At 63.4% G+C, this 25121-nt stretch carries 23 protein-coding genes; 10 read left to right on the top strand and 13 right to left on the bottom strand.

What is annotated here, in order from left to right; translation table 11 throughout:
• Nucleotides 1-62: 62 nt before the first annotated feature.
• From pyrF to cueR, 3 genes are all read left to right on the top strand, one after another.
• Nucleotides 63-755, top strand: coding sequence for an orotidine-5'-phosphate decarboxylase (gene pyrF / locus KPG71_RS15730; RefSeq protein ID WP_216339041.1), 693 nt, complete (start codon nucleotides 63-65; stop codon nucleotides 753-755).
• A gap of 84 nt (nucleotides 756-839) precedes the next feature.
• Nucleotides 840-3302, top strand: coding sequence for a heavy metal translocating P-type ATPase (locus KPG71_RS15725; RefSeq protein WP_216339039.1), 2463 nt, complete (start codon nucleotides 840-842; stop codon nucleotides 3300-3302).
• Nucleotides 3299-3685 carry a Cu(I)-responsive transcriptional regulator gene (gene cueR, locus KPG71_RS15720; RefSeq protein WP_216339037.1) on the top strand — a complete coding sequence of 129 codons (387 nt, stop codon included), beginning with the start codon at nucleotides 3299-3301 and terminating at the stop codon, nucleotides 3683-3685. Before KPG71_RS15725 ends, cueR begins: the two co-directional genes overlap by 4 nt.
• A gap of 40 nt (nucleotides 3686-3725) precedes the next feature.
• Here the strand turns inward: cueR and KPG71_RS15715 are convergent, their stop codons facing one another.
• From KPG71_RS15715 to ectA, 10 genes are all read right to left on the bottom strand, one after another.
• The gene (locus KPG71_RS15715; protein ID WP_216339035.1) at nucleotides 3726-5057 is read right to left on the bottom strand and encodes an FAD-binding oxidoreductase; all 1332 of its coding nucleotides are present in this window, start codon (nucleotides 5055-5057) and stop codon (nucleotides 3726-3728) included.
• A 30-nt stretch (nucleotides 5058-5087) separates the two neighbouring features.
• On the bottom strand, nucleotides 5088-6638 hold the full coding sequence (locus KPG71_RS15710; RefSeq protein ID WP_216339034.1) for a trimethylamine methyltransferase family protein: 1551 nt from the start codon (nucleotides 6636-6638) through the stop codon (nucleotides 5088-5090).
• Nucleotides 6635-7399, bottom strand: coding sequence for an NAD(P)-binding domain-containing protein (locus KPG71_RS15705; RefSeq protein WP_216339032.1), 765 nt, complete (start codon nucleotides 7397-7399; stop codon nucleotides 6635-6637). Before KPG71_RS15705 ends, KPG71_RS15710 begins: the two co-directional genes overlap by 4 nt.
• Nucleotides 7396-8886, bottom strand: coding sequence for an aldehyde dehydrogenase (locus KPG71_RS15700; protein WP_216339030.1), 1491 nt, complete (start codon nucleotides 8884-8886; stop codon nucleotides 7396-7398). Before KPG71_RS15700 ends, KPG71_RS15705 begins: the two co-directional genes overlap by 4 nt.
• Nucleotides 8883-9791: a dihydrodipicolinate synthase family protein gene (locus KPG71_RS15695; RefSeq protein ID WP_216339028.1), complete on the bottom strand. Its 909-nt coding sequence runs from the start codon at nucleotides 9789-9791 to the stop codon at nucleotides 8883-8885. Before KPG71_RS15695 ends, KPG71_RS15700 begins: the two co-directional genes overlap by 4 nt.
• The gene (locus KPG71_RS15690; protein ID WP_216339026.1) at nucleotides 9781-10485 is read right to left on the bottom strand and encodes a GntR family transcriptional regulator; all 705 of its coding nucleotides are present in this window, start codon (nucleotides 10483-10485) and stop codon (nucleotides 9781-9783) included. Before KPG71_RS15690 ends, KPG71_RS15695 begins: the two co-directional genes overlap by 11 nt.
• Before the next feature lie 143 nt (nucleotides 10486-10628).
• A complete protein-coding gene (locus KPG71_RS15685; protein WP_216339024.1) occupies nucleotides 10629-12068 on the bottom strand; it encodes an aspartate kinase in 1440 nt (479 codons plus the stop codon).
• 43 nt (nucleotides 12069-12111) lie between these two features.
• Nucleotides 12112-12504: an ectoine synthase gene (locus tag KPG71_RS15680; protein ID WP_073035656.1), complete on the bottom strand. Its 393-nt coding sequence runs from the start codon at nucleotides 12502-12504 to the stop codon at nucleotides 12112-12114.
• Between the two features lie 5 nt (nucleotides 12505-12509).
• Nucleotides 12510-13802 carry a diaminobutyrate--2-oxoglutarate transaminase gene (ectB, locus tag KPG71_RS15675; protein WP_216339022.1) on the bottom strand — a complete coding sequence of 431 codons (1293 nt, stop codon included), beginning with the start codon at nucleotides 13800-13802 and terminating at the stop codon, nucleotides 12510-12512.
• A 42-nt stretch (nucleotides 13803-13844) separates the two neighbouring features.
• Nucleotides 13845-14375 carry a diaminobutyrate acetyltransferase gene (gene ectA / locus KPG71_RS15670; protein WP_216339020.1) on the bottom strand — a complete coding sequence of 177 codons (531 nt, stop codon included), beginning with the start codon at nucleotides 14373-14375 and terminating at the stop codon, nucleotides 13845-13847.
• 218 nt (nucleotides 14376-14593) lie between these two features.
• Between ectA and KPG71_RS15665 the strand changes: the two genes are divergently transcribed.
• From KPG71_RS15665 to KPG71_RS15635, 7 genes are all read left to right on the top strand, one after another.
• The gene (locus tag KPG71_RS15665; RefSeq protein ID WP_288941322.1) at nucleotides 14594-15085 is read left to right on the top strand and encodes a MarR family winged helix-turn-helix transcriptional regulator; all 492 of its coding nucleotides are present in this window, start codon (nucleotides 14594-14596) and stop codon (nucleotides 15083-15085) included.
• 85 nt (nucleotides 15086-15170) lie between these two features.
• A complete protein-coding gene (locus tag KPG71_RS15660) occupies nucleotides 15171-15515 on the top strand; it encodes a helix-turn-helix transcriptional regulator (RefSeq protein ID WP_216339016.1) in 345 nt (114 codons plus the stop codon).
• On the top strand, nucleotides 15508-16551 hold the full coding sequence (locus tag KPG71_RS15655; RefSeq protein WP_216339014.1) for a permease: 1044 nt from the start codon (nucleotides 15508-15510) through the stop codon (nucleotides 16549-16551). Before KPG71_RS15660 ends, KPG71_RS15655 begins: the two co-directional genes overlap by 8 nt.
• A 190-nt stretch (nucleotides 16552-16741) precedes the next feature.
• Entirely contained in the window at nucleotides 16742-17401 is a 660-nt protein-coding gene (locus tag KPG71_RS15650) for an ABC transporter ATP-binding protein (protein WP_216339012.1), read from the top strand.
• On the top strand, nucleotides 17379-19052 hold the full coding sequence (locus tag KPG71_RS15645; RefSeq protein ID WP_216339010.1) for a capsule biosynthesis protein: 1674 nt from the start codon (nucleotides 17379-17381) through the stop codon (nucleotides 19050-19052). The genes KPG71_RS15650 and KPG71_RS15645 overlap by 23 nt, the downstream gene beginning before the upstream one ends.
• Nucleotides 19053-19054: 2 nt before the next feature.
• Nucleotides 19055-19888, top strand: coding sequence for a 3-deoxy-8-phosphooctulonate synthase (gene kdsA / locus KPG71_RS15640; protein ID WP_216339008.1), 834 nt, complete (start codon nucleotides 19055-19057; stop codon nucleotides 19886-19888).
• A 24-nt stretch (nucleotides 19889-19912) separates the two neighbouring features.
• On the top strand, nucleotides 19913-21409 hold the full coding sequence (locus tag KPG71_RS15635) for a phosphomannomutase/phosphoglucomutase (protein WP_216339006.1): 1497 nt from the start codon (nucleotides 19913-19915) through the stop codon (nucleotides 21407-21409).
• A gap of 181 nt (nucleotides 21410-21590) precedes the next feature.
• Here the strand turns inward: KPG71_RS15635 and KPG71_RS15630 are convergent, their stop codons facing one another.
• The 3 genes from KPG71_RS15630 to dut are packed head-to-tail and all read right to left on the bottom strand — an operon-like array spanning nucleotide 21591 to nucleotide 25116.
• Entirely contained in the window at nucleotides 21591-23603 is a 2013-nt protein-coding gene (locus KPG71_RS15630; protein WP_216339003.1) for a M3 family metallopeptidase, read from the bottom strand.
• On the bottom strand, nucleotides 23600-24655 hold the full coding sequence (locus tag KPG71_RS15625; RefSeq protein WP_216339002.1) for a molybdopterin-synthase adenylyltransferase MoeB: 1056 nt from the start codon (nucleotides 24653-24655) through the stop codon (nucleotides 23600-23602). Before KPG71_RS15625 ends, KPG71_RS15630 begins: the two co-directional genes overlap by 4 nt.
• On the bottom strand, nucleotides 24655-25116 hold the full coding sequence (gene dut / locus KPG71_RS15620) for a dUTP diphosphatase (protein WP_216339000.1): 462 nt from the start codon (nucleotides 25114-25116) through the stop codon (nucleotides 24655-24657). The genes KPG71_RS15625 and dut overlap by 1 nt, the downstream gene beginning before the upstream one ends.
• Between the last annotated feature and the right edge of the window lie 5 nt (nucleotides 25117-25121).

The following is a 25121-nucleotide window of genomic DNA, read 5'->3' as shown; positions in this document are numbered from 1 at the left end:
CGCAGCCCCCCTCCACCGCGACAAGGGCCTGACTTCGACACACCGCAACAAGGTTCAGCCCCATGTCCGATGACCGCCTGATCGTCGCCCTCGATCTGCCCAACGCCCTGCAAGCCCTCAAGCTGACCGAGGTGTTGGGCAGTGACGTGTCGTTCTACAAGATCGGCCTCGGCATGCTGACGGGCGGCGGGCTGGCGCTGGCCAACGAACTCAAGCAGGAACATGGCAAACGCATCTTTCTGGACATGAAACTGTTCGACATCGGCGCCACGGTGGAAAACGCCGTGCGCGGGCTCGCGCAGTTCGATCTGGATTTCCTGACGGTGCATGGCGATCCCCATGTCGTACGCGCCGCCAAACAAGGCGCAGCAGGCAGCCAGACCAAGATCCTGGCGGTCACCATCCTGACATCGCTGGACCGCGCCGATCTGGACGCCAGCCTGATCCGCGCCGGTGACATTCCCGATCTGGTGGCCGAGCGCGCCGCCCGCGCATTCGAGGCCGGGGCCGATGGCGTCATCGCCTCACCGCAAGAGGCCGCCATGATCCGCGCCCTCCCCGAAGCCGGGGACCGCCTGATCGTCACCCCCGGCGTGCGTCCCGCAGGCGCGGCGCTCGGCGATCAGAAACGTGTCGCCACCCCAGCACAGGCCATTGCCGACGGGGCCGATCACATCGTGGTGGGCCGCCCGGTCTGGTCCGCCGCCGATCCCCGCGCCGCCACCCGCGCCATCCTCGCGGAATTGAACTGCTGAACACGGATTTGGCATTTTTTCTCACCCGGCCCTTGACCTTCCCGTGACTGGAACCCCTATCTGACACTCAGAAAGGGGATCACCATGTCACGACACACACTCCGAATCGAGGTAGACGGCCTCTCTTGCGCCGGATGCGCGGGCCGGGCGGAACGCGCCCTGCAATCCGTTCCCGGCGTCAGCGACGTTTCCGTCAACTTCGCCAACGGCACGGCGCAGATGATCACGGACGATGCCGATCTGGCGCAGATCACCCAAGCCTTGCAGGCCGCCAACTATCCGGCGCGCGAGGCCACGACGACCCTCACCGTCACCGGCATGACCTGCGCCTCCTGCACCGGACGGGTGGAACGCACCCTGACCGGCCAGCCCGGCGTGCTGAGTGCCTCGGTCAACCTCGCCTCCGAAACCGCGACCGTGCGCTACCTGCCCGGCGCGACCGATCCCGCCCAACTGGCCCGCGCCGTCACCGAATCCGGCTATCCCGCCCGCCCGTCCGAAGACACGGATCACGATGACCAATCCGCCCGTCGTCAGGCCGAAATCGACCACGCCCGCCGTATGACCCTGATCGCGATGGCGCTGGCCCTGCCGGTGTTCGTCCTCGAAATGGGCAGCCACACGATCCCCGGCTTCGCCGATCTGATCGCGGGCACCATCGGGCGCACGACATCCTGGATGATCCAGTTCGCCCTGACCACGCTCGCCCTGGTCTGGCCGGGGCGCGACTTCTTCACCAAGGGCATCCCCGCCCTCCTGCGCGCCGCCCCCGACATGAACAGCCTCGTCGCGCTTGGCACCAGCGCCGCATGGGGCTTTTCCACCATCGCCCTGTTCGCCCCCGCGCTTTTGCCGCAGGGCACCCGCGCGGTCTATTTCGAGGCCGCCGCCGTGATCGTCGCGCTGATCCTTCTCGGTCGCTGGCTCGAAGCCCGCGCCAAGGGCCGCACCGGGGCCGCGATCCAGAAACTGATCGGCCTTCAGGCCCACACCGCCCGCGTCGAACGCAAGGGCGAGATCACCGAAATCCCGATTGACGAGGTCGGCGTCGGCGACATCCTCCACGTCCGCCCCGGCGAAAAGATCGCGGTCGATGGCGACGTGACCGACGGCACCTCCTATGTCGATGAAAGCATGATCTCGGGCGAACCCGTCCCGGTCGAAAAGGCCACGGGCGACACCGTCATCGGCGGCACCATCAACGGTGAAGGCGCACTGACCTTCCGCGCCACCAAGGTGGGCCGCGACACGATGCTGGCGCAGATCATCGCGATGGTCGAAGAGGCGCAGGGCGCCAAGCTGCCGATCCAGTCCCTGGCCGACAAGGTGGTGCGCATCTTCGTACCCGCCGTGATCGCCGTCGCGCTTGTCACCATCGCCGCATGGCTGGCCTTCGGCCCCGACCCGGCGCTGACCTTCGCCCTCGTGGCGGGCGTGTCCGTTCTGATCATCGCCTGCCCCTGCGCCATGGGTCTGGCCACCCCCACCTCGATCATGGTCGGCACGGGCCGCGCCGCCGAACAGGGCGTCCTGTTCCGCAAGGGCGACGCCCTGCAAAGCCTCGACGAAGCGCGCGTCATCGCCTTCGACAAGACCGGCACCCTGACCGAGGGTCGCCCGCGCCTGACCCGCATCACCACCACGAACGGCCACGACGAAAACGATACGCTTCGCCTTGTCGCCGCCGTCGAAGGACAATCCGAACACCCCATCGCCCGCGCGATCGAGACCGCCGCACAGGACCGCGGCCTGACATTGCCCAAACCCGAAAGTTTCAAGGCGATCAGCGGCTTTGGCCTCAGCGCCCGTGTCGACGGCCACGACCTGCTGGTCGGGGCCACCCGCCTGATGGAGCGCGAAGGCATCGACACCGCCCCCCTGGCCGATACGCTGGCCGAAATGGGCACGCGCGGCGAAACCCCGGTGTTCGCCGCCATCGACGGGCAACTGGCCGCGCTTCTGGCCGTGGCCGACCCGGTCAAGGACAGCAGCCGCGCAGTGATCGACGCGTTGCATGCCCGTGGCCTGAAAACCGCGATGATCACCGGCGACACCCGCGCCACCGCACAGGCCATCGCCACCGACCTCGGCATCGACCATATCGAGGCCGAAGTCCTGCCCGACGGCAAGGTAAACGCCATCAAGGCCTTGCGCGATGCGTTCGGGCCGGTGGCCTTCGTCGGCGACGGCATCAACGACGCCCCCGCCTTGGCCGAAGCCGATATCGGGCTGGCCGTGGGCAGCGGCACGGATGTGGCCATCGACTCTGCCGATGTCGTCCTGATCTCGGGCGACTTGTCGGGCGTGGTGAACGCCGCGCACCTGTCGCGCGCCACCCTGCGCAATATCCGGCAAAACCTGTTCTGGGCCTTCGCCTACAACACCGCGCTGATCCCTGTGGCCGCCGGCGTGCTTTATCCGCTGACCGGCACAATGCTCTCGCCGATGCTGGCCGCCGGGGCGATGGCGCTCAGTTCGGTGTTCGTGCTGTCCAACGCCCTGCGCCTGCGCCGTGTCAAACCCGCGATGGAAAGGGCCGCAGCATGAATATCTCGGATGTCGCCAAACGCACCGGCCTGCCCCCCAAGACCATCCGCTATTACGAGGATATCGGCCTGATCCGCCCCGCACGCGATACCAACGGGTATCGCAGGTTTCAGGAAACCGACGCGCACAAGCTGGCCTTTCTGGGCCGCGCCCGCGCGCTTGGGTTTTCCATCGAGGATTGCCGCACCCTTCTGGCGCTCTACGAGGACGAAACCCGCGCCAGCGCCGATGTGAAACGCGTGGCCCAGGATCACCTGAAACAGATCGAGGACAAGCTGGCACAGCTCGAATCCATGCGCGATACGCTGACCCATCTGGTTCACGAATGCGCGGGCGATTCCCGCCCCGATTGCCCCATCCTCAAGGATCTGGCCAAGGAATAGAATACCTGGTGTGCCGCTCTCATGCGGCACACGACCCCGCTCACAACTCCCGCCCGGCCTTCATCTCGCCCCACCGCATGACGGCATTGGCCCCGATGCAGGCAAACGGCTCGGGCGGCAGACGCCTGGGTGCATCCTGCGCCATCACCTCATCCAGCAGCTCGGAACGCTCTCCCGATGCCAGTTCCGCCATCAGCATCCCGTGCAGCGTGCCCTTGGCGGTGCCCAGCCCGTTCTGGCAACAAGCCGAATAGAGCCCCTCGTCGACCTCACCCAGGGCCGGCACATTGTTCCAGCTCAGGCACAGCCGCCCGCCCCAGCGATACTCCATCCCGATCCCTTGAAGGGCGGGAAAACGCGCGGCAAAGGATCGGTCATGATCCCGCGCCATGCGGGCAACGCGCCCCTCGCTGACCTGCATCGACGGGTCATAGGTAAACCGGTTGCGCACCACGATCCGATCGCCGCCAGTGCCCGAAATCCGCCGCACGGTCGATCCCATCGGATCGGCGGGCGTGACGCCCCACCGCGCAACGCCCCCCAGCTTGCGGCATTCCTCCGGCGTCAAGGCACGGGTCATCGAGGCATAGAGATGAACATGCATCAAACGCCCCCTGAACTGATCGAAGCTGTTGGCATGGCCATTCACACCCAAAATCACCTTGGGCGCCGTCACCGATCCCTTTCCCGTGCGCGCTGTCCAGTCGCCCTGACGATTCAATTCCGTCACCGGCGAATTCTCGAACACGCTCACGCGCCCGGATTTCAGCCCACTGGCCACGCCTCGCACGAACAAGGCGGGCTGAATCATCACCGCACCGGGGGTAAACAGCCCGCTTTGATAATACGCGCTGCCGGTCATCTCGCGCATTTGCGCGGCATCCAGCATCTCACAGGCCTCGCCCATATTCGTCAGATGCGCGGCATAATCCATGTTGTGCTTGTGGCCACGCTCCGACGCGGCGGCGTTGGTCTTGCCCGATGGGCTGAACGCCTCCCGGCTCAGGCCGAACTCCCCGGCCATCCCGGCGGCAAAGGCGATACCGGCACGATTGGCCCTGGCTTCGGCCCGGTCGCTTTCCATCTGGCCGCCATACCCTTCCGAGGTCAGGTGATGCGGCAAATCTATCATGAACCCCGAATTGCGCCCCGCAGGTCCTTCGCCCACGCGTCGGGCCTCCAGCAGAACGATTCTCGCACCGAGATGCAACTGCGCCAGACGCCGTGTCGCGGCCAGCCCCGCGAACCCCGCCCCGATCACCAGCCAATCGGCTGTGATGTGCTCCTCCAGAACCTCGGGCGCACCTGCCGCGGGCAAGATCTCGTTCCAGCCCGCGGGGCCGGTATCGACGGGAAGACGTCTGACTTTCATGGCATACCCCTCCTCTGGCCGCGCCGAACCTCAGTATTCCTGATTCAAGGCGTTAGCCGCAGGGATTTCACGCTCGCGCCGGGCGATGTAATCGCGCAGTGCCTCGTCCACACCCGCATCCAGCATGGGCTCCTCGTACGAGTTCAGCAGCTCGCGCGTATAGGCCAGCGCGCGCTCATTCACGTCCAGCCCGCCTTCGGCCTGCCACTGTTCGATCGAGTTGTTGTCGAACAGGTCGGGCATGAAGAACGCCCGCTGGAAGTTTTCCAGCGTATGCGGATGCCCAAGGTAATGCCCGCCGGGGCCAATATCGGCCACGGCTGCCACCGCCTCGTCAAAATCGTCCCAGCGGATGCCCTCAGCCATGCGATAGGCCATCGCGCATTGTTCCGCGTCGACCACGAATTTCGCCATGCTGCAATGCATCCCGGCCTCGTTCCAGCCAGCGGCGTGCCACATGTAGTTGGTCCCCGCCATCTGCAACGCCATCAGCGTGCTGGCGCTTTCATAGCCCGCCTGCGCGTCAAATGTCTTGGCCCCGCCCAGATTGGCCGAAGACCGCCACGGCACACCGTAATACCGCGCCATCTGGCCGATCATCATGTTCATCAGGCTGATTTCCGGCGTGCCCGCCATCGGGGCGCCGGATTTCATGCTGACGGTCGACAGGTAATGCCCATAGATCGCCGGAGCCCCCTTGCGGATCACCTGCGTATAGGCCAACGCACTCAGCGCCTCGGCGTTCAGCTGCGCCACCGCCGGGGCCGCGCTGGCCGGGGTGTTCGCACCGCCCAGAACGAAGGGGCTGCACAGCACCGGCTGGTTGCGACGGCAAAACGCCCGCATCGCGCCAAGCATGGTTTCGTCCCACACCAGAGGGCTGTTGCCGTTGCAGTTGCCGGTGACAACAGGATGATCCTCAAGATACTCCTCACCGAACAGGATCGCGCACATCTCCATCACGTCTTCGGCGTTCTTCGGGCTGGTGGTCATGCCCATGAACGTCTTGTCCGAATGCTTCATCGACGAATAGGTGATCCGCAAATGCCGCTGACTGATCGGATGGTCATAAGGCTCCACGATATGGTGCGCGCTGGAATGCAGCGCAGGCAGCATATGCGCCAGCTTGTGGAAATTCGCCAGATCCTCCAGCGTCGGGTTGCGCCGAACGTCGTCCAGATCGCGCAGGAACGGCGCGCCGGTCATCGGAACGAAAATCGCATGATCGCGCCCGAACGGCAGGTTATTTTGCGGATTGCGCGCGTGATAGGTGAACGTCTCGGGGATCGTCTTGATCAACTCGCGCACCAGACCGCGATCCAGAAACACCGTCTCGTCCATCACCCTGGCGCCCATCCTGCGCCAGTCGTCCAAGGCGATCGGATCACGGAACACCACGCCGACATTTTCAAGGATATGCATACTGGCCGCATCCAGCCGCTCGATCTGCCCGGCATCCATCGGCTCGGTCAGGGGTAGCTTGCGCTTCAAGGCGGGCAGCATCGTGAAATCGCGCGTCTGACGGGCCGTCTTGCGCGCGCCACGGCCCCGCCGGGCTGGTTTCTCTGTCGTCGCGGTCATTTCGCACTATCCATACTACTGGATATGGCCTCAAGCAGGCCGGGCAACCCGTCAAAAGCCCCCTGCGCCGCCAGCCCCTCGACCATTTGCAGGTTCAGGGTATTGGGTGTGGCCAGCGCCATCTTCTCGTCGCGCAACTCGCCCGCGCGATCCCGCGACAACCCGTTCAGAACGCCGGTGACAAGGTTGCTGACATAAACCTCCGTCGCCTCCGGCGCGCCGGTTTCGCAGGCCAGCCATTCCGCCCCGGCCTCCAACAGCCCCAAGGCCGCGGCCACCATCGTGGAGGCCGCGAAATGGTGGTTCAGCGCCGCCTCATCGGCCTGCGGTAAAACCGGGTTGTTCGCGCCAAACAGCGCCTGCACCGTCGACGGATCACCCGCCACCGGCAAGGGACAGCCGCCATGCTCGATGAACCCATAGGGGATCGTCACCGATATATCGGACACCGGCGCACAGGCGGTTGCGATCTCGGCCATCGGCACACCGGCCATGACCGAAACGATCCGCTGATCGGCGCGAAACGTCAGGTCACGCACAACATCGGCCCAGACCGCCGGGCGCAGGCACAGGAACACGATCTCGCTGGCCTCCAGCACCCCGGCATTTTCGGCCACGTTTATCCCCAGCCCGCTGGCCGTCAGATCGGCAGACACGGCTTCGCTCCGGCGCGAGACGGTCACCTCATGCCCGGCACGGGCCAGCGCACGCGCCATTGGCGCGGCGATATGGCCGGTGCCCAGAAATCCGACCCGGCTCATCCCACGTCGTCCCCGTCAGCCGGATCGCTCAGGTCGATCCAGATGGTCTTCAACTCGGTGAACTGGTCATGCGCCTGCACACCGTTATCGCGCCCGCCAAACCCCGATTGCTTGTAGCCGCCGAACGGTGTGCCGATATCGCCCTCGCCATAGCAGTTGACCGTCACGGTGCCCGCCCGAATGTCACGCGCGGCACGAATGGCGCGGCGGGTATTGGCGGTGAACACGCTGGCGGTCAGCCCGTATTCGGTATCGTTGGCCAGTTCGATCGCCTCTTCCGCGCTGGCCACCTCGATCACCGACAGAACCGGGCCAAAGATTTCCTCCCGCGCGCGGGGATCGTCCTTTTTCACCTCGTAAACCGTCGGCGGAACGAATGCGCCCTCGGCCTTGCCACCGGCCAGCGCCTTGCCTTTCAGATAGCTGGCGACCTTCTTGCAATGCTCGCTGTCCACCAGCGCGCCCAGATGGTTCTGCGGGTCCAGCGGATCGCCGGTTTTCCAGTCCCGCAAACGGGCCAGGATGCGCTCCATCAACGGCTCTTTCACGGCCTTGTGGACAATCAGGCGGCTGTTCGCGCTGCAATTCTCGCCCATGTTCCAGAAGGCGGCATTCACCACATGCCCGGCCACATGATCGAGGTTCTCGGCATCCTCGAACACCACCGCCGGGTTCTTACCGCCGCATTCCAGCGTGATCTTCTTCAGGTTGCTGTCCGCCGAATAGCGCAGGAACCGTTTGCCGGTCTCGGTCGAGCCGGTAAAGCTGACCATGTCCACCCCCGGATGCAGGCCCAAAGGTTCGCCCACGCCCGGCCCGTCGCCGGGCAACACCTGCAACACGCCGCGCGGCACACCGGCCATATGCGCGATCTCGGCCAGACGCAGGGCGGTCAGGCTGGTCTGCTCGGCAGGCTTCACGATCACCGAATTGCCCGCCGCCAGCGCCGGGGCGATCTTCCACGCCATCATCAACAGCGGAAAGTTCCACGGCAGCACGGCGGCAACCACGCCCACGGGTTCGCGCACGATCATGCTGATCGCATCGTCCCCCGACGGCCCGACCTGATCGTAGATCTTGTCGATCAGCTCGGCATGCCACTTGATCGTGTGGATCACCTCGGGGATGTCGATGGTTTCGCAATCGCGGATCGGCTTGCCGCTGTCCAGGCTCTCCATCACCGCCAGTTCATGACGGCGGCGCGTGATCAGCTTGCAAAACCGGATCAGCACATCCTTGCGCTCCGACGGGTGCAGTTTCGACCAGGTCCCGCGCTCGAACGCTTCGCGCGCCTTGTCCACGGCGAAATCCACATCCGTGTGATTGGCGGTGCTGATCGTGGTCAGAACCGCGCCGGTGGCGGGGTTGACGGTGTCCATGTCCGGCCCGTTGCCACGGCGAAACTTGCCGTCCACATAAGGCGCGGCGGGCAGGTCCAGATCGGCGGCGATGGCCCGGTATTCCTCGACAGTCAGCAACTCGGTCATTTGCCCTCTCCCGTGATGGCCGCAATGGCGGTGTTCATGGTGCGCACGACCTCTTCCAGTTCGCGCTTGTCGTCCTTGTTCAGCGGATGCAGCGGCTTGCGCGGCGGCCCGGCGGGAATGCCGCGCATGGTCACGCCATGCTTGATGCACTGGATGAACTTGCCGCCCTGCTCCAGCACGCGCATCAGCGGCATCATCGCCGACATGATCGCACGGCCCTTGGTGAAATCGCCCTCGACGACACAGGCCTGATACAGCGCCACATGCGCCTCGGGGGCAAAGTTCGACCCGGCACACACCCAGCCGCGTGCGCCCCAGGCAAAGAATTCAAGCGCCTGATCGTCCATGCCGCACAACAGCCCCAGATGCGGGTAATCGCGTGCGATCATGTGCAGGCGGTTGATGTCGCCGCTGCTTTCCTTGATGCCGCAGAAATTCGGCGACCGGCCCAGCCGGTCAAGACATTCCTCGTCCATGTTCACGCCCATCCGGCCCGGATAGTTATACAGCATCACCGGCAGGTTCGCCGCCCGGTCCACCGCCAGCGCGTGCAAGGCGATCTCGCGCCCCGTCGGCACCGAATAGGGCGGCGTCGCCACCAGAATCGCATCCGCGCCCAGTTCCTTGGCGGCTTTGGCATATTCGATACTGTCCTCGGTCCGCAGCGCCCCGGTGCCCGCCACCATCGGCACACGCCCCCCGATCAGCCCATGCACCTCGCGCATCAGCGCCATGCGCTCGTCCATCGTCTGGGCATAATATTCCCCGGTGGTCCCGGCCACGACGATCCCGTTCACCCCTCCGTCGATCAGCAATTCCACCGTGTCCGCCAGCGCCTCGTGGTTGGTGGAGAAATCACCGTGCATCGGGGTGATAATGGGCGTCCATATCCCTTCAAAGCGCATGTTTGTGGTCCTTCATGGAAATTACGTCCAGCGGCAGCGGATCGGGCGTCACGAACCGTTCCAGCCGGTCGCGCGACAGCGCCCAGTGATCCAGCGTGATCTCCGCCGCCAGTGCCGGCTCCTGTTTCTTGATCGCGACGATCAACTGATCGTGCTGATCGCAGGCCTTGCTCACCCGCAGTTTTTCATCGGCCGAGGCCGGGCGGTAAAAGGTCTGGCTCAGCCGCGTGTGGTCGATCAGCATCCGCTTGAGACTGGGCAGCAGATAAGGGTTATGCGCCATCTCGCCGATCTGCAGGTGGAACCGATGGTTCAGCAAGGATGCCTCGTGCGGGTTGCGCGCCTGCGTGGCGTGGCGAAACCCCTCCTGTATCTCCTGCAACACATTCAGCTCGTCGCTGCGCCGGTTCTCTGCCGCCAGACGCGAGATATTGGCATAGACCACCGGCGCGGTCTGGAAAAAGGTGCGCATCACCTGCAAGTCCATTGATTCCACCTTGGCGCCGCGGTTCTGCTCCAGCCGCAGATAGCCCTCCCCGTGCAGGCGCTGGAACACCTCGCGCATCGGCGTGCGCGAAATCCCGTAAGCCTCGCACAATGCCGCTTCGTCCAGATCGCTGCCGGGCGCGATATCCTGCGTCAGGATTCGCATCCGCAAATCTTCGAGACAGTGGGATTTCTTGTCCTTGGTCATGACGCCTCCTTGCTGCATACTTTGTGTATACATTTTGTATTTCTGTCTAGATGTTTCTTCCGGGCATAAAAAAACCCCGCCGGGCCAAGGGACGGCCGGGCGGGGTAAATCGCTGATTGTGATCAGGTTTTATCGGTTGCGGGTCATGCAGCCTTCTTGCCGGGCTTAAAATCCGCAACCTGGGCGGCAGGCATCAGCGCGCCGTGCAAGGCGCTGATCGAAGCCGCCAGCGATTCGCGTGAAACAACGAACTGCACATCGACCGAACGGCTCGTCTGATGCGCGGCCAACACCTCGACATCCGCCGCGCCCAGCGCCTTCAGGCCCTCGCCCAGCACGTTCAGACCGGTCAGGTCGCGCCCGATCACCGCCGCAATGGCCAGCGGTTGCAGGGTCAATTCGGCACTGGGATAGACCTTGTTCAGATCGGCCTCGACCTTGCGCAGCGCGCGCAGGGGCGCATCCACGTAATGCGTGATCGTGTTGGCGTTCGACGTTTTCGAAACGATCCGAATCCCGTGCCGTGTCAGCACTTCGAGAATCCGCGCGTCATAGCCTTTGACCCCCACCATGTCCTGTTCGAACAACTCCAGCGCATGCACCTTCAGGCCGGTCACGATCTCGGCGCCCGGCGTTTCGGCGGGCTGATCGTCGATCAGCGTGCCGGGATCGTGCGGCTCGAACGCGTTGGTCACACGCAAGGGCACATCGGCCTGGCGCAGCGTCTTGGCCGCCTTGGGGTGGATCGCCTCCATCCCCATGTTCGACAACTGGTCGGCCACGTCGTAATTCGTGTGCCCCAGCTTGCGCACCTCGCCCTCCACAAGGTTCGGGTCGGCGGACGACAGATGGAATTCCTTGTGAATGATCGCCTCGCGCGCGCCGGTCAGCGCCGCGATCCGGCTGAACGTCACCTCGGAATAGCCCCGGTCGTATTCGGCCATCAGACCTTCGGCGCATTGCGCATAGCCGGTCACGATCGGCAGTTCCGCCGTCACGTCCACATCCGCCAGCGCATCCTCGATGCGCTCGTCCAGCGTCATCTCGCGCTCGTCGCGCCAGCCAGACAGATCGACGAACCGGGCATTGATGCCCGCACGGCGCAGCGCCAGCGTGGCCACATGGGCCGAATGCGCCTCACCCAATCCCGACAGCAATTCGCGCGTCAGCATCATGTGCTGGCTCAGGCGGAAATGACCGTAGGAGCACAACCGCTGCAGGTCGATCAGGCAGTTGCGCACCCCTTCGACCCGGTCACGCACAAAATCGTCCGCATCGCTCAGATCGGCAGGGGTGTCCAACACCGCCTGATGCGCGGCGCGCATCCCATCGGACACCTTCGACAGCGCGTCCATCCAGCCGTGATCGTCCTCGTCATTGGCGAACCGGGCATAGACCCCGGCCTCGCCGCTTTTCTTGTGCTCGAGCAGCAGGTTGGTGATACCGCCAAACGCCGACACGACGAAAACACGGTTATATGTCTCGGCTTCGGTGCCGCGTTTGAACAGGTTGTCCACCAACTCGTCCAATCGCGACATCGACGTGCCACCGATCTTTTCAACGGTATGATTTTCAAAAGTCATTCAAGTCCGATCCGGGGTTTGCACCCCGGAAAGCCTCTGGTTTTCAGGAAACCTCTTCCGGCGCAGCGTAAGATCCGTCTTCACGGTGCACTTCGCGGCCGGTTACGGGCGGGTTGAACACACAGGCCATCACCAGCTCTTCTTCGGCGCGCAGGGTGTGGCGGTCATGCTCGTTCAGGGCATACATGGTGCCCGGCTTGATCTGATGGGTTTCGCCCGTCTTCAGATCGGTGATCGAGCCTTTTCCCTGCACACAGTACACGCTTTCGAAATGGTTCTTGTATTCAAACGTGTGCTCGCTCCCCGCTTCCAGGAAGGTGATGTGGAACGAAAAGCCCATCCCGTCATCGGCCAGCAACATCCGCACGGATGTCCAGTTCGCGTCCGAAACCGAGTTCCCGGCCTTCACGACGTCATCGAAATCTCTCACGATCATAGTTGTTACTCCGCTGCGATCTTTGTGTTCACGGTTGCATCGCGGGCCGCATCCAGCAGGATGTTCAGGCCCTTGCGCAATGTTTCCTCGGAAATGGTCAGCGGCGCCAGCACCTTGACCACCTCGTCATGGGCGCCCGATGTCTCGATGATCAGGCCCTTGTCGAACGCACGAGCACAGATATCGCCCGCAAACTCGCCCGAGCCCACATCGACACCCTGCATCATGCCACGGCCTTTCAGCCGCGCCTCGGGCAGGGCATCGGCAATCGCCTGCAACCCGGCGGTCAGCAGCGCCGATTTGTGCTGCACATCCTTCTGGAACGTATCGTCGGCCCAGAACTTCTCCAGCGCGACGCGCCCGGTGACGAACGCATGGGTGTTGCCGCGGAAGGTGCCGTTATGCTCGGCAGGCCCCCAGATGTCATGCTCGGGCTTGATCAGCAGCGCCGCGAACGGCAGGCCGAAGCCCGACAGCGATTTCGCCTGCGTGATCATGTCCGGCTCGATCCCGGCATCCTCGAAGCCGAAATAGGTGCCGGTGCGGCCACAGCCCGACTGGATGTCATCGACGATCAGCAACGCGCCCAGTTTCTTCGCCAGACGGGCCACGCCCTGCATCCATTCGTTCGACGCGGCGTTCAGGCCGCCCTCACCCTGCACGGGCTCGAAGATGAACGCGGCGGGCGCGTCGATTCCCGACGACGGGTTGTCGAACAGCATTTCCATCTGCGCGAGCGTATCCACGCCGTCCCCGAACGCACCCTCGAACGGCATATGCGTCACATCGGCCAGCGATCCACCACCGGCACCCGCGCGTTTCCCGGCGTTCCCGGTCAGCGACAGCGAGCCCATGGTCATGCCGTGGAACCCGTTGGTGAACGACACGATATTGCGCCGTCCGGTGACCTTGCGGGCCAGCTTCATCGCCGCTTCCACGGCGTTGGTGCCGGTCGGGCCGGTCATCATGATCTTGTAGTCCATGCCCCGCGGCGCAAGGATGTTGTCCTCATAGGCCTTCAGGAACTTCGCCTTCTCGGCGGTGAACATGTCCAGCCCGTGGGCGATCCCGTCCGAGGCAATGTGTTCGACCAGGGCCTCTTTCATGTCCGAGTCGTTATGCCCGTAGTTCAGCGAGGAACACCCCGCCAGAAAGTCGATATAGGTGCGGCCCTGGGTGTCGGTCATTTCCGCACCCTTTGCCTTGGCGAATACCGTGTCGAAGCTGCGGCAATAGCTGCGCGCTTCCGATTCACGGCGTGAAAAGATGGTTGTTTCGGCTGACGTGTCAGTCGACATGATAAATCCTCTGAGTCTGTGAGATTGAAGGCCGGCGCGCGATCAGGCGGCGCGCTTCAGCTCTTCGGCGAAACGTATCGTCACCATATGCTCGGTCGCGTGGCGCCCATCGAAGTGATGATCGCGCTGGAAATGGGGTTGGCTGGTCAGCTTGCCGCTGACATTGGTCGAAAACCGCCCGAACAGCGCCCACGAGGCATCGTTGTCCAGCGTGATCGTGGTTTGCAGGCGGTTCACACCGTCGCAGTCCTCACGCTCGACCAGATGCTCCAGCATACGGGTTCCAAGGCCCTGCCCCCGCGCCTTTTCCGACACGGCGACCTGCCAGACGAACAGCGTCTCCAGGTCATCGGGCATCCGATAAGCCGAGATCCACCCCACGGGTTCGCCGTCCATCTCGGCCAGAACGCAGGTATCGCTGAAATGATCGCACTGGATCAGGTTGCAATACATCGAGTTCTCGTCAAGCGGATGGCAGGAGGCGATCAGATCCCAGATCGCAGACCCATCCTCGCGTCCGGGTTTACGGAACGTGATTTGCGGTTTCTGTTTCGATCCTTCGATTTTATGCACGGCTAACGGTCCCTTGTTGTTCGAGGCACTAAATAAACCATTCAGGCATTCACTTTCAAGTATCTAAGCTATTTTTTGCGCTATATGCGGCATTATGCGCAAATTGGGCTATTTTTACTTAGTCTTACTTTGTATATATTGTGTAAATGCTTAGTAACGACAATCAAAATACTTCGCGGATTGCCAATTTCCGCAAACCGGGTACGATATCGCATCCCGTGACGGAGAATGATGTGGATCGCACCGATATCAGCCTGATCGCCCTGCGCCGCATTCTGCGGGCAACGGAAATGCACGCGCGCGACCTCGCGCATCAGGCGGGCCTGACCGCCGTGCAACTGCGCGTGCTTCAGATCGTGTCGGAAAAGGGCCACGCCACCCCCACCGAACTGTCCCAGCGCATGGGCGTGACGCAGGCCACCATTTCGGCTCTGATCAAGAAACTCGAAAGCAAGGGCCTGCTCACCCGCCGCCAGTCACAGGCCGACCGCCGCCAGACCCGGCTGGAAATCACGCCCGACGGACGCTCCAAGGTCAGCGCCGCACCCGACGCGCTACAACAGCGCTACGTCAAACAGTTCGAATCGCTCGAAGACTGGGAACAGGCGATGGTCGTCGCCGTTCTCGAACGTGTCGCCACCATGCTCGATGCCGAGGAAATCGACGCCTCCCCGGTGCTGGCCGTGGGCGATATCGACCGCTCTCACTGACCCCCGCCGCCCGGACTGGTGGATTCATTTCGACAAATATCGAAATCACTTGCACATGGCATTTCATTTCGATACTTTTAGAAACATGAAACAGACAGACATCACCGACGCCGGCCTCGCCGTCACCGCCTCGGCCTTCGCCGCGCTCGGATCGGAACAGCGCCTTTCGGTCCTGCGCACCCTCGTGCGCGCCGGGCCGGACGGGCTCAGCATCGGCGCGTTGGGGCAACGCACCGGCGTCACCGGCTCGACCCTGACCCATCACATGAAAATCCTCGCACAAGCCGGGCTTGTGCAACAAACCCGACAGGGTCGCTCGATCATCTGCGCCGCCGTCGCCTACCCGGAACTCAGCGCACTGGCCAACTTCCTGCTGCGCGAATGCTGCGCCGATGCCGTCAACCGCTGCAAAGACCACGATCATGACTGACACAACACATACCCTGCCGCGCACCGTCTGGGCGCGGCTCGACAAGGCCTGGCTGGCCCTCGTGCTGATCCTTGCCGCACTCGCCGTTCTCGACTGGCCGCAACTCTGGCCCACGGTCACATTCACCGCCAACGCCCTGCTGCACACCGCCCCGTTCATCGCCTTCGCCGTTCTGGCCGTGGCATGGCTCAAGGCCACGGGGGCCGAAACCCTGCTGGCCAGGGCGTTCGAGGGCCGCCAGACCCGCATGATCGTGCTGGCCGCCCTCCTGGGCGGGCTGTCCCCCTTCTGCTCGTGCGAGGTGATCCCCTTCATCGCCGCCATGCTGGCGCTCGGCGCGCCGCTCGGGGCGGTCATGGCCTTCTGGCTGGCGTCGCCGCTGATGGACCCGGCGATGTTCCTGATCACCTCGGGCACGCTCGGCTGGGATTTCGCCATCGCCAAGACCGCCGCCGCCATCGGCATCGGCCTGTTCGGCGGGCTGGCCACCATGACGCTGTCGCGCTCGGCCCTGTTCGCCGATCCGTTGCGCCCGCAGGCACAGGCAGGCGGTGGCTCGGGTTGCGGCTGCTGCGGCCCCGCCGATCCGTTTTCGGGCAAACCCGTCTGGCGCTTCTGGGCCCATGCCGACCGCCGCACCACCTTCCGCGACACCGCGTTCAGCAACGCCGCCTTCCTTCTCAAATGGCTGGCACTGGCCTATGCGATCGAGGCGCTGATGCTGCGCTATATCCCCGCCGATGCCGTCGGCAGCATCCTCGGCGGCGCGGGGATCGGCCCGATCGTCCTTGGCGCTCTGGTCGGTGCGCCCGCCTATCTCAACGGCTATGCCGCCGTGCCGCTGGTCGATGCGCTTCTGGCCCAGGGCATGAGCAACGGCGCCGCCATGAGCTTCGTCATCGCCGGCGGCGTCAGCTGCATCCCTGCCGCCATCGCCGTCTGGGCCCTGGTCAGGCCGCGCGTGTTCTGCGCCTATCTCGGCTTCGCCACGCTCGGCGCGATCCTTGCCGGGTTGGCCTGGCAGGCCATCGCCTGAAAATCGCGGCCCCTGCGGGCGGACCGCCTCATACCGGGGATGATTTTTTCTCAACACCGGCACAAAAATGCCCATAACTCCTGTCATAAGCCCGACCGTTCCGGCATAATGCCGGTCAGTCATTGGCAAATGATGCCTTAACAATGCCCCGCTAAAGAGGGACAGGTCAGAGCAGCATCGGAGCACCTGCATGCTCGAGTTCGAAAATGTGAGCAAGTCCTTCTGGACAGGGACACAGCGCAAGGTGATCCTTGACCGCGTCAGCTTTCGCATCGAACCCGGCAATTCGCTCGGCGTCCTCGCCCCCAACGGCACCGGCAAGACCACCCTGATCAACATGATGGCCGGTCTCGAAAAACCCGATGAGGGCGAAATTCGCCGCCGCTGCCGCATCAGCTTCCCCCTGGGCTTCATGGGCGGCGTCATCAGCAAGATTTCGGCCATGGAGAACGCGCGCTACATCGCGCGGCTCTACGGGCTCGATCCCGACTATATCGAGGCGTTCTGCCGTTGGATGTGCAACCTCGGCGAATATTTCGATCAGCCGCTCGGCACGTATTCCTCGGGGATGCGGGCGCGCTTCACCTTCGCACTGATGCTGGCGCTCGATTTCGATATGTACCTGATCGACGAAGGCATGCCCAGTTCGACCGATGTCGAGTTCAACCGCAAGGCCGGTGAAATCCTGCGCGAACGGCTGCGCACCACGACCGTGGTGATCGTTTCGCACCAGCCAGAGACACTTGAAAAATTCGCGCGTTCCGCCGCAGTTCTGATGGGCGGCAGATTGTATATGTTCGATACCTTGGAAGAGGCAAAGCAGCTCTATGACTACGAAACCCAAGGCTAGGAAGTTCCGTATCCGCCGCACCACCGGCCCGCAAACGCCCCATGTCCCCGGCACCCCGGAGCAGACTCAGCGTGCGGATATGGCCGCGCAACAGGCACAACAGGCCCCGCAGCCGCAACAGGCTGCCGCACCCGCCCGGGGACAGGTCAGTTCGGCCCGTGAAATGGCCGCCTCCCAATCCATCGAAGACATCCGCAAGGAAGGCCTGACAGGCCGCCAGTTGCGCATGGCCCGCCGCATGGCGCAGAAACACGGGCTCGCGCCCACCTCGGATTTCGACGCCGTGCGCCTGCTGCGCGCCAAGGGGATCGACCCGTTCCAGCGTCACAACATCCTCGAACTGGTGGCCGGTGACGGCGGTCAGGGCGGTGGCGGGGCCGGGGGCGGCACGCCCCCGCCAACTGCCGCGCACCCCCCCTCGGACCCGCGCGTTCAGCTGCCGCAAACCGTTCCGGCGGGGCAACAGACCCTGCCCTCCACGCAGCTCAGCCCGGCAGACCGCCGCGCCGAAGAGATCATGCAGATTCAGCGCGACATCGCCAAACGCCGTCGCCGCAAACTGCTGCTGCTGCTGACCCGGCTCACCGCCTTCGTGTTCCTGCCGACGCTCGTCGCGGGGTACTATTACTATGCGGTCGCCACCCCCATGTATACCACCAAGTCCGAGTTCCTCATTCTCACCGCCGACGGATCGGGCGGCGGGGCGGGGGGGCGTCTCAGCGGACTTTTGCCCAGCCAGTTCGCCACCGGGCAGGACGCCATCGCCACGCAATCCTATCTCGAATCCAAGGATGCGATGCTGCGCCTCGATCGCGATCTCGGCTTTCGTGAACATTTCAGCCAGGACTGGATCGACCCGATCCAGCGGCTGGCCCCCGACGCCAGCACCGAAAAGGCCTACAAGCTCTATAACAAATACGTTGTGCTGGGCTATGACCCGACCGAAGGCGTCATTCGCATGGAACTGTCCACCGCCGACCCCGAACTGTCGGCGCGTTTCTCGCAACAGCTGATCGACTACGCCGAACAGAATGTCGACGAACTCAGCTCGGAAAAACGCAGCGACGCGGTCAAGACGGCTGCCGAAAGCCTCGAACAGGCCAAGGCCGAGCGCCGCAGCGCCCAGCAGACACTGGTCGAACTGCAAGAGGGCTCGATCCTCGACCCCGAGGGCGAGGTCGCCAATATCCGCCAGTTGATCGGCAATGTCGAACTCCAGCTTCAGGAAAAACAACTCGCCCTGAACACCCAGCTGAACAACCCCCGTCCCAACACCGCCCGCGTCGAAGCCCTGCGCAGCCAGATCGAGGTGCTCGAAGGCGAACTCGCCAAGCAGAAAGCCCGCCTGACCGAAGCCACCGAAGGCCATGATTCACTGGCCGCGCAATCGGCGGCGATCCAGATGGCCCAGGCCGACCTGGCCACCGCCGACATGGTGCTGCAGGCCGCGCTCGAAACCAAGCGCCAGTCCGAGATCGAGGCCAACAAGCAGGTGCGCTACCTCACGGTCAGCGTCAAACCCATCCCCTCGCAGGATCCCTCCTATCCGCGCTCCTTCGAAAACACGGTCCTTGCCTTCCTGATCTTTGCCGGTATCTACCTGATGATATCGCTTACCGTGTCCATCCTTCGCGAACAGGTTTCGTCATAACCATGAAACAGGTCGACATCTCGGGGCTGCGCGTCGGCAACGACCAGCCCCTCACCCTCATTGCCGGTCCCTGCCAGTTGGAATCGGCCGATCACGCCCAGATGATCGCAGGCACCCTGCAACAGGCCTGCGCCGCCCACGGGGTGCAGTTCATCTTTAAGGGCAGCTATGACAAGGCCAACCGCACCTCGGTCTCGGGCAAGCGCGGCCTTGGCATGGACGAAGGCCTCAAGGTGCTGCAATCGGTCAAGGACACGCTCGGCGTGCCGGTGCTGACCGACATCCACCTGCCCGATCAATGCGCCCCCGTCGCGCAGGTGGCCGACGTGCTGCAAATCCCCGCCTTCCTGTGCCGCCAGACCGACCTTCTGATCGCCGCTGGCGAAACCGGCGCGGCGATCAACGTCAAGAAGGGCCAGTTCCTTGCGCCGTGGGACATGCCCAATGTCGTGGCCAAGATCGAATCCACTGGCAACACCCGCATCCTGCTGACCGAACGCGGCACATCGTTTGGCTACAACACCCTTGTCGCCGACATGCGCGCCCTGCCGCAGATGGCCGCCACCGGCTATCCCGTGGTGATGGACGCCACCCATTCGGTGCAGCAACCCGGCGGGCAGGGCGGCAGTTCGGGCGGCCAGCGGGAATTCGCCCCCGTCATGGCCCGCGCCGCCGTGGCGCTTGGGGTGGCCGCCGTGTTCATCGAAACCCATCAGGACCCCGACAGCGCCCCCTCGGACGGCCCCAACATGATCCCGCTGGACCAGATGGAACCGCTGATCGCCACCCTCAAAGCCTTCGATCGACTGGCCAAGGCCAACCCGATCCATCTCTGAATTCCGACCGAAAAGAGCGTTACGATGTCCAAACCCCTGCCCGTTTCCACGCCCAACACATGGGAATTCCTGCGCGACGCCATGATCGCGCCCACGGGCTTCCGTGAATATGACGCCCGCTGGAAATACCCCGACGAAATCAACCTGCCGGGGATGACGGCGCTCGGCCTCGGGCTTGGCACGCAGATGCAGCGCCGCGGGATCAAACCGGAAATCGCCGTCGGCAACGATTACCGCGACTATTCGCTGGCCATCAAACAGGCACTGATCATCGGCCTGATGCAGGCCGGTATCCGCGTGCGCGACATCGGCCCGGCCCTGTCGCCGATGGCCTATTTCGCACAGTTCCACCTTGATGCGCCCGCCGTGGCGATGGTCACCGCCAGCCACAATCCCAACGGCTGGACCGGCGTGAAAATGGGCTTTGAACGCCCGCTCACCCACGGCCCCGATGAAATGGCCGAGCTGCGCGATATCGTCCTCAACGGTCAGGGCGAGCCGCGCGAAGGCGGGTCTTACGAATTCGTCGATGGCGTGCGCGAGGCCTATCTCGACGACCTCGTCGGCAATTTCAGAATGTCGCGCAAACTGCGCGTGGTCTGCGCCACCGGCAACGGCACCGCCTCGGCCTTTGCGCCCGACCTGTTCGAACGCATCGGGGTCGAGGTGATCCCGTCGCATAACGAGCTCGATTACACCTTCCCCAACTACAACCCCAACCCCGAAGCCATGGAAATGCTGCACGACATGGCCGACACCGTGCGCGCCACCGGGGCCGATTTCGCCCTTGGCTTTGACGGTGACGGCGACCGCTGCGGCGTGGTCGATGACGAAGGTCAGGAAATCTTTGCCGACAAGGTCGGCGTCATCATGGCGCGCGACCTGTCCCGCCTCTACCCCGGCTCCACCTTCGTGGCCGACGTGAAATCCACCGGCCTCTTCGCCTCGGACCCCGAATTGCAGAAAAACGGCGCCAAGGCCGATTACTGGAAAACCGGGCACTCCCACATGAAGCGCCGGGTCAAACAGATCGGCGCCCTGGCGGGCTTCGAGAAATCCGGCCACTACTTCCTGGCCGAACCCGTGGGCCGTGGCTACGACTGCGGAATGCGCGTGGCCGTCGAAATCTGCAAGCTGATGGACCGCAACCCCGACAGCTCCATGTCCGACCTGCGCCGCGCCCTGCCGCAAACCTTCTCGACCCCCACCATGTCGCCCTGGTGCGCCGATACCGAGAAATACGACGTGCTCGACCGCATCGTCGAAAAACTGGTCGCCAAGGCCGAGGCCGGGGACCGGATCGCAGGCCGCCCCATTCAGGAGGTCGTCACCGTCAACGGCGCTCGCGTCATTCTCGACAACGGCTCATGGGGCCTCGTCCGCGCCTCCTCGAACACCCCTAACCTCGTGGTGGTCTGCGAAAGCAGCGACAGCGAGGACGAGTTGCGCGCCATCTTCGCCGACATCGACGCGGTCATCCGCACCGAACCCTCGGTCGGCGACTACGATCAGAAAATCTGATCCTCCCCACCGGCCAGATCGCGCCCCGCGCCCCGGATTTCGGGCCGGGGTGACTTGGGCGGAAAATACCTCTTTCGGCTGAATTGCGTCCACAATGGACGCAGTTTTCCGAAACACCCCGGAGTTTCGTACAAAACGCGCGTACACTTCGTACGTTTCGTACGAAACTCAGGCGCAAGGCTCAGGCCATCAGCCCCCGCCCCTTCAACAGCGCCTCGACCCCCGGCAAACGCCCGCGAAACGCGGTATAAAGGTCCTCGGGGTCGGCTGATCCCCCGCGCGAAAGAATGTGTGTTTCCAATGCCTTGGCCCGTTCCTCATCGAACGCGCCCGCACCTTCTTCGAAGGCCGCAAAGGCATCCGCATCCATCACTTCCGACCACATATAGCTGTAATACCCGCTGGAATACCCATCCCCCGAAAACACATGCGCAAAATGCGGTGTCGCATGGCGCATCGTGATCGCGTTTGGCATTCCCATTTTATCCAATGTTTCCCGCTGCTTGGCCATCGGATTATCCGGCGCGTCACCCTCGTGAAACGCCAGATCCACCATGGCCGAGGCCACGTATTCCACCGTCTGAAACCCCTGATTGAAATTCGCCGCCTTCAGCATTTTTTCCAACAATTCCGGGGGCATAGCCTCTCCGGTCTGGTAATGCCACGCGTATTTTTCCAGCACTTCGGGCACTTCCAGCCAGTGTTCATACAACTGACTCGGCAATTCCACAAAGTCCCGCGCCACCGAAGTCCCTGAAATACTTTCATAATTCACGTCCGACAGCAGATGATGCAACGCATGCCCGAACTCATGAAACAAGGTCCGCGCCTCGTCATACGACAACAACGCCGGCTCCCCCTTGGCAAAATTGCACACATTCACCACCACCGGCCCCTGCACCTTGGGCCACTTGGCCTGCCCCCGCATCGCGCTGCACCACGCGCCCGACCTCTTGGAGGCGCGAGCGAAATAATCTCCAATAAAAACAGCTACATGACGACCATTCCGCGTAACCTCCCACGCCCGGCAATCGGGGTGATAGAGCGGTATATCCAAGGCCCTGAACTCCAACTCGAACAGCCGGTTCGCCACCCCGAACGCCGCGTCGATCATCCGTTCCAGCGACAGGTAGGGTTTCAGCGCCGCCTCATCCAGATCGTGCTCGGCCTTGCGGCGCTTCTCGGCGTAGTAGCGCCAGTCCCACGGCTGTAATTCTCCATTGATTCCATCGGCTTGCATCATCCCGGTCAGCACTTCGGCATCCGCCTCCGCCTGCCGCCTTGCTGGCTCCCAGACCTCCCCAAGAAGCTCTTTCACCCGCTCGGGCGTCTTGGCCATCTCGGTTTCCAGCTTGTACGCCGCAAAGCTGTCATACCCCAGAAGTTGCGCCCTCTCGTTCCGCAACCGCAATATCTCGGCTGCAATCGCGCGATTATCCGTCTTTCCGCCATTCGCCCCGCGCGCCTCCCACGCCCGAAACGCCCGCTCACGCAAGTCCCGGCGCGGTGAAAACTGCAAGAACGGCACGATCAACGCGCGCGACAGGGTGATCACCGGGCGCTCCAGCCCCTTTTCGCGCCCGGCATCATATGCGGCTGCTTTCAGAAAATCCGGAAGAGTTTCAATGGCTTGATCGTCCAGTTCCATATACCATTCGGCCTCGTCGGCCAGCAGGTTCTGGGTAAACTGCGTTCCCAACTCCGCCAGTCGCGCCATGATCCGACGCATCCGCTGGTCCTCCTCCCCGTCCAACGCAGCCCCTGCCCGGACGAACCGGCGATGCGTCAACATCAGCAAACGCGCCTGTTCATCGCTCAGGCCAAGGGTGTCACGATCCTCCCACAACACCCGCACCCGCGCAAAAAGCTGTTTGTTTCCCGTAACTTCCGAAGAATACGCCGCCAGCTTCGGCCCAAAGTCACGCTGTAGTTCCTGCCGCTCTGGGTTGCTGTCAGCCCCGGCCAAGGAAAAGAAGACCGACAGCACCTTGTCCAACCCTTCACCACTGGCCTCAAGCGCCTCTATCGTGTTGGCAAAGCTGGGCTTTTCCGGGTTCTCCGCAATCGCGCGCACCTCGTCCCGCGCCGCCTCCAACGCCGTTTCAAAGGCCGGTGCAAAATGCGCATCCCCGATCCTCTCAAACGGAGCGATCTGAAACGGCGTATCCCAATCGGCCAACAAGGGGTTGCTCATGCCTTTGCGTCCTTTTCTTTTGTTTTCATGCAGATAGGGCAATCCTGCCGCGGCTTCAGCCCGATTTTGCGCGTCTCGCCCCACAGCGCGTCATAGATCAGCATCTCGCCCAACAGGGGCTGACCGGCCTGCGCGATCAGCTTGATCGCCTCGGCCGCCATCATCGCACCGACCACGCCGGGCAAAGGCCCGAGCACTCCTGCCTCGGCGCAAGACGGCGCAAGCCCCGGCGCGGGCTGTTCGGGAAAGATGCACTGATAACACGGCGCGCCACGGGCCGGATCGAACACGCTCAACTGCCCTTCCCACTGAGAAAGTGCGCCTGAAATCAACGGCTTGCCCTGCGTCACAGCCGTGGCATTGGCCAGGTAACGGGTGTCGAAATTATCGGTCCCGTCAAGGATCACGTCGTATTCGGCAAACAGATCATGGGCGATGTCTTCGGTCAGGCGCCGCTGATAGGGGTGTACCTGAACATGCGGATTCTGCGCCTGCATCTCCGTCATGGCCGATTGCACTTTGGGCAGTCCGATATCCCGGTCACGATGGATCACCTGCCGCTGCAGGTTCGAATTGTCCACCGCGTCATCGTCGATCACCCCGATCGTGCCCACACCCGCCGCCGCCAGATACAAGAGCGCGGGCGACCCAAGCCCACCGGCCCCGATGACCAGAACACGCGCCTCTTTCAGGGCCTTTTGCCCCGGCCCGCCAAGTTCGCGCAAAACGATATGACGGGCGTATCTTTCCAGTTCGGAATCAGAGAAAAGATTTTTCTTTTCAGCAGGTTGGGTTGTCTTCGCCTTGTTCCGCAGCTTTTGCAGGCCCCACCGATACACCAGCACCAATGCCGCAAAGCCGCCCAGCATCAACCACAAGGCCGGACTTTCCCCCGTCGCCATGCGCAACGGATGCCCCTGGGGCAACAACAGATGCAGCGCGACCACCGCCAGCCACAACACCACGATCATGCTCCAGCGCAGACGCCGGGGCGCCCCCATCAGCGCACCGATCCCCCACAGCGCCGCCGCCATGACCAGAACCAGCAGCATCACCCGCGCCCTGTCGAGCCGAACCCACCTACGCCACGCGCCGTGTCATCCAGCGTTTCCGCCAGATCGAACCGCGCCCGCACCACCGGAGCCACGATCATCTGCGCGACCCGCATACCGTGTTCGATATGAAACTCCTCGTCGCCTGCATTCATCACGATCACCCCCAAGGGACCGCGATAATCGCTGTCAATGGTGCCCGGACTGTTCGGTAACGTGATCCCATGCTTGAGCGCCAGCCCCGATCGCGGGCGCAACTGCACCTCATACCCTTCGGGGATGGCCATACGCAAACCCGTCGGCACCAGGCAACGCTGACCGGGCCGCACCGTCATACCATCGCGCTGCCCTTCGGGGAAGTTCGCCCGCAGGTCCGCACCGGCCGCGCCCTCGGTTGCATAGGCTGGCAGACCAGGCGACCGGTCCGCGCCGTCTTCCCAAACGAATGTGATCAGGACCATGCCCG

It is taken from the genome of Roseovarius sp. PS-C2, assembly GCF_018862045.1.
Taxonomy (GTDB): Bacteria; Pseudomonadota; Alphaproteobacteria; order Rhodobacterales; family Rhodobacteraceae; genus Roseovarius.
The sequence above is the reverse complement of the archived record's forward strand: the minus strand, read 5'-3'. Positions and strand labels throughout refer to the sequence as shown.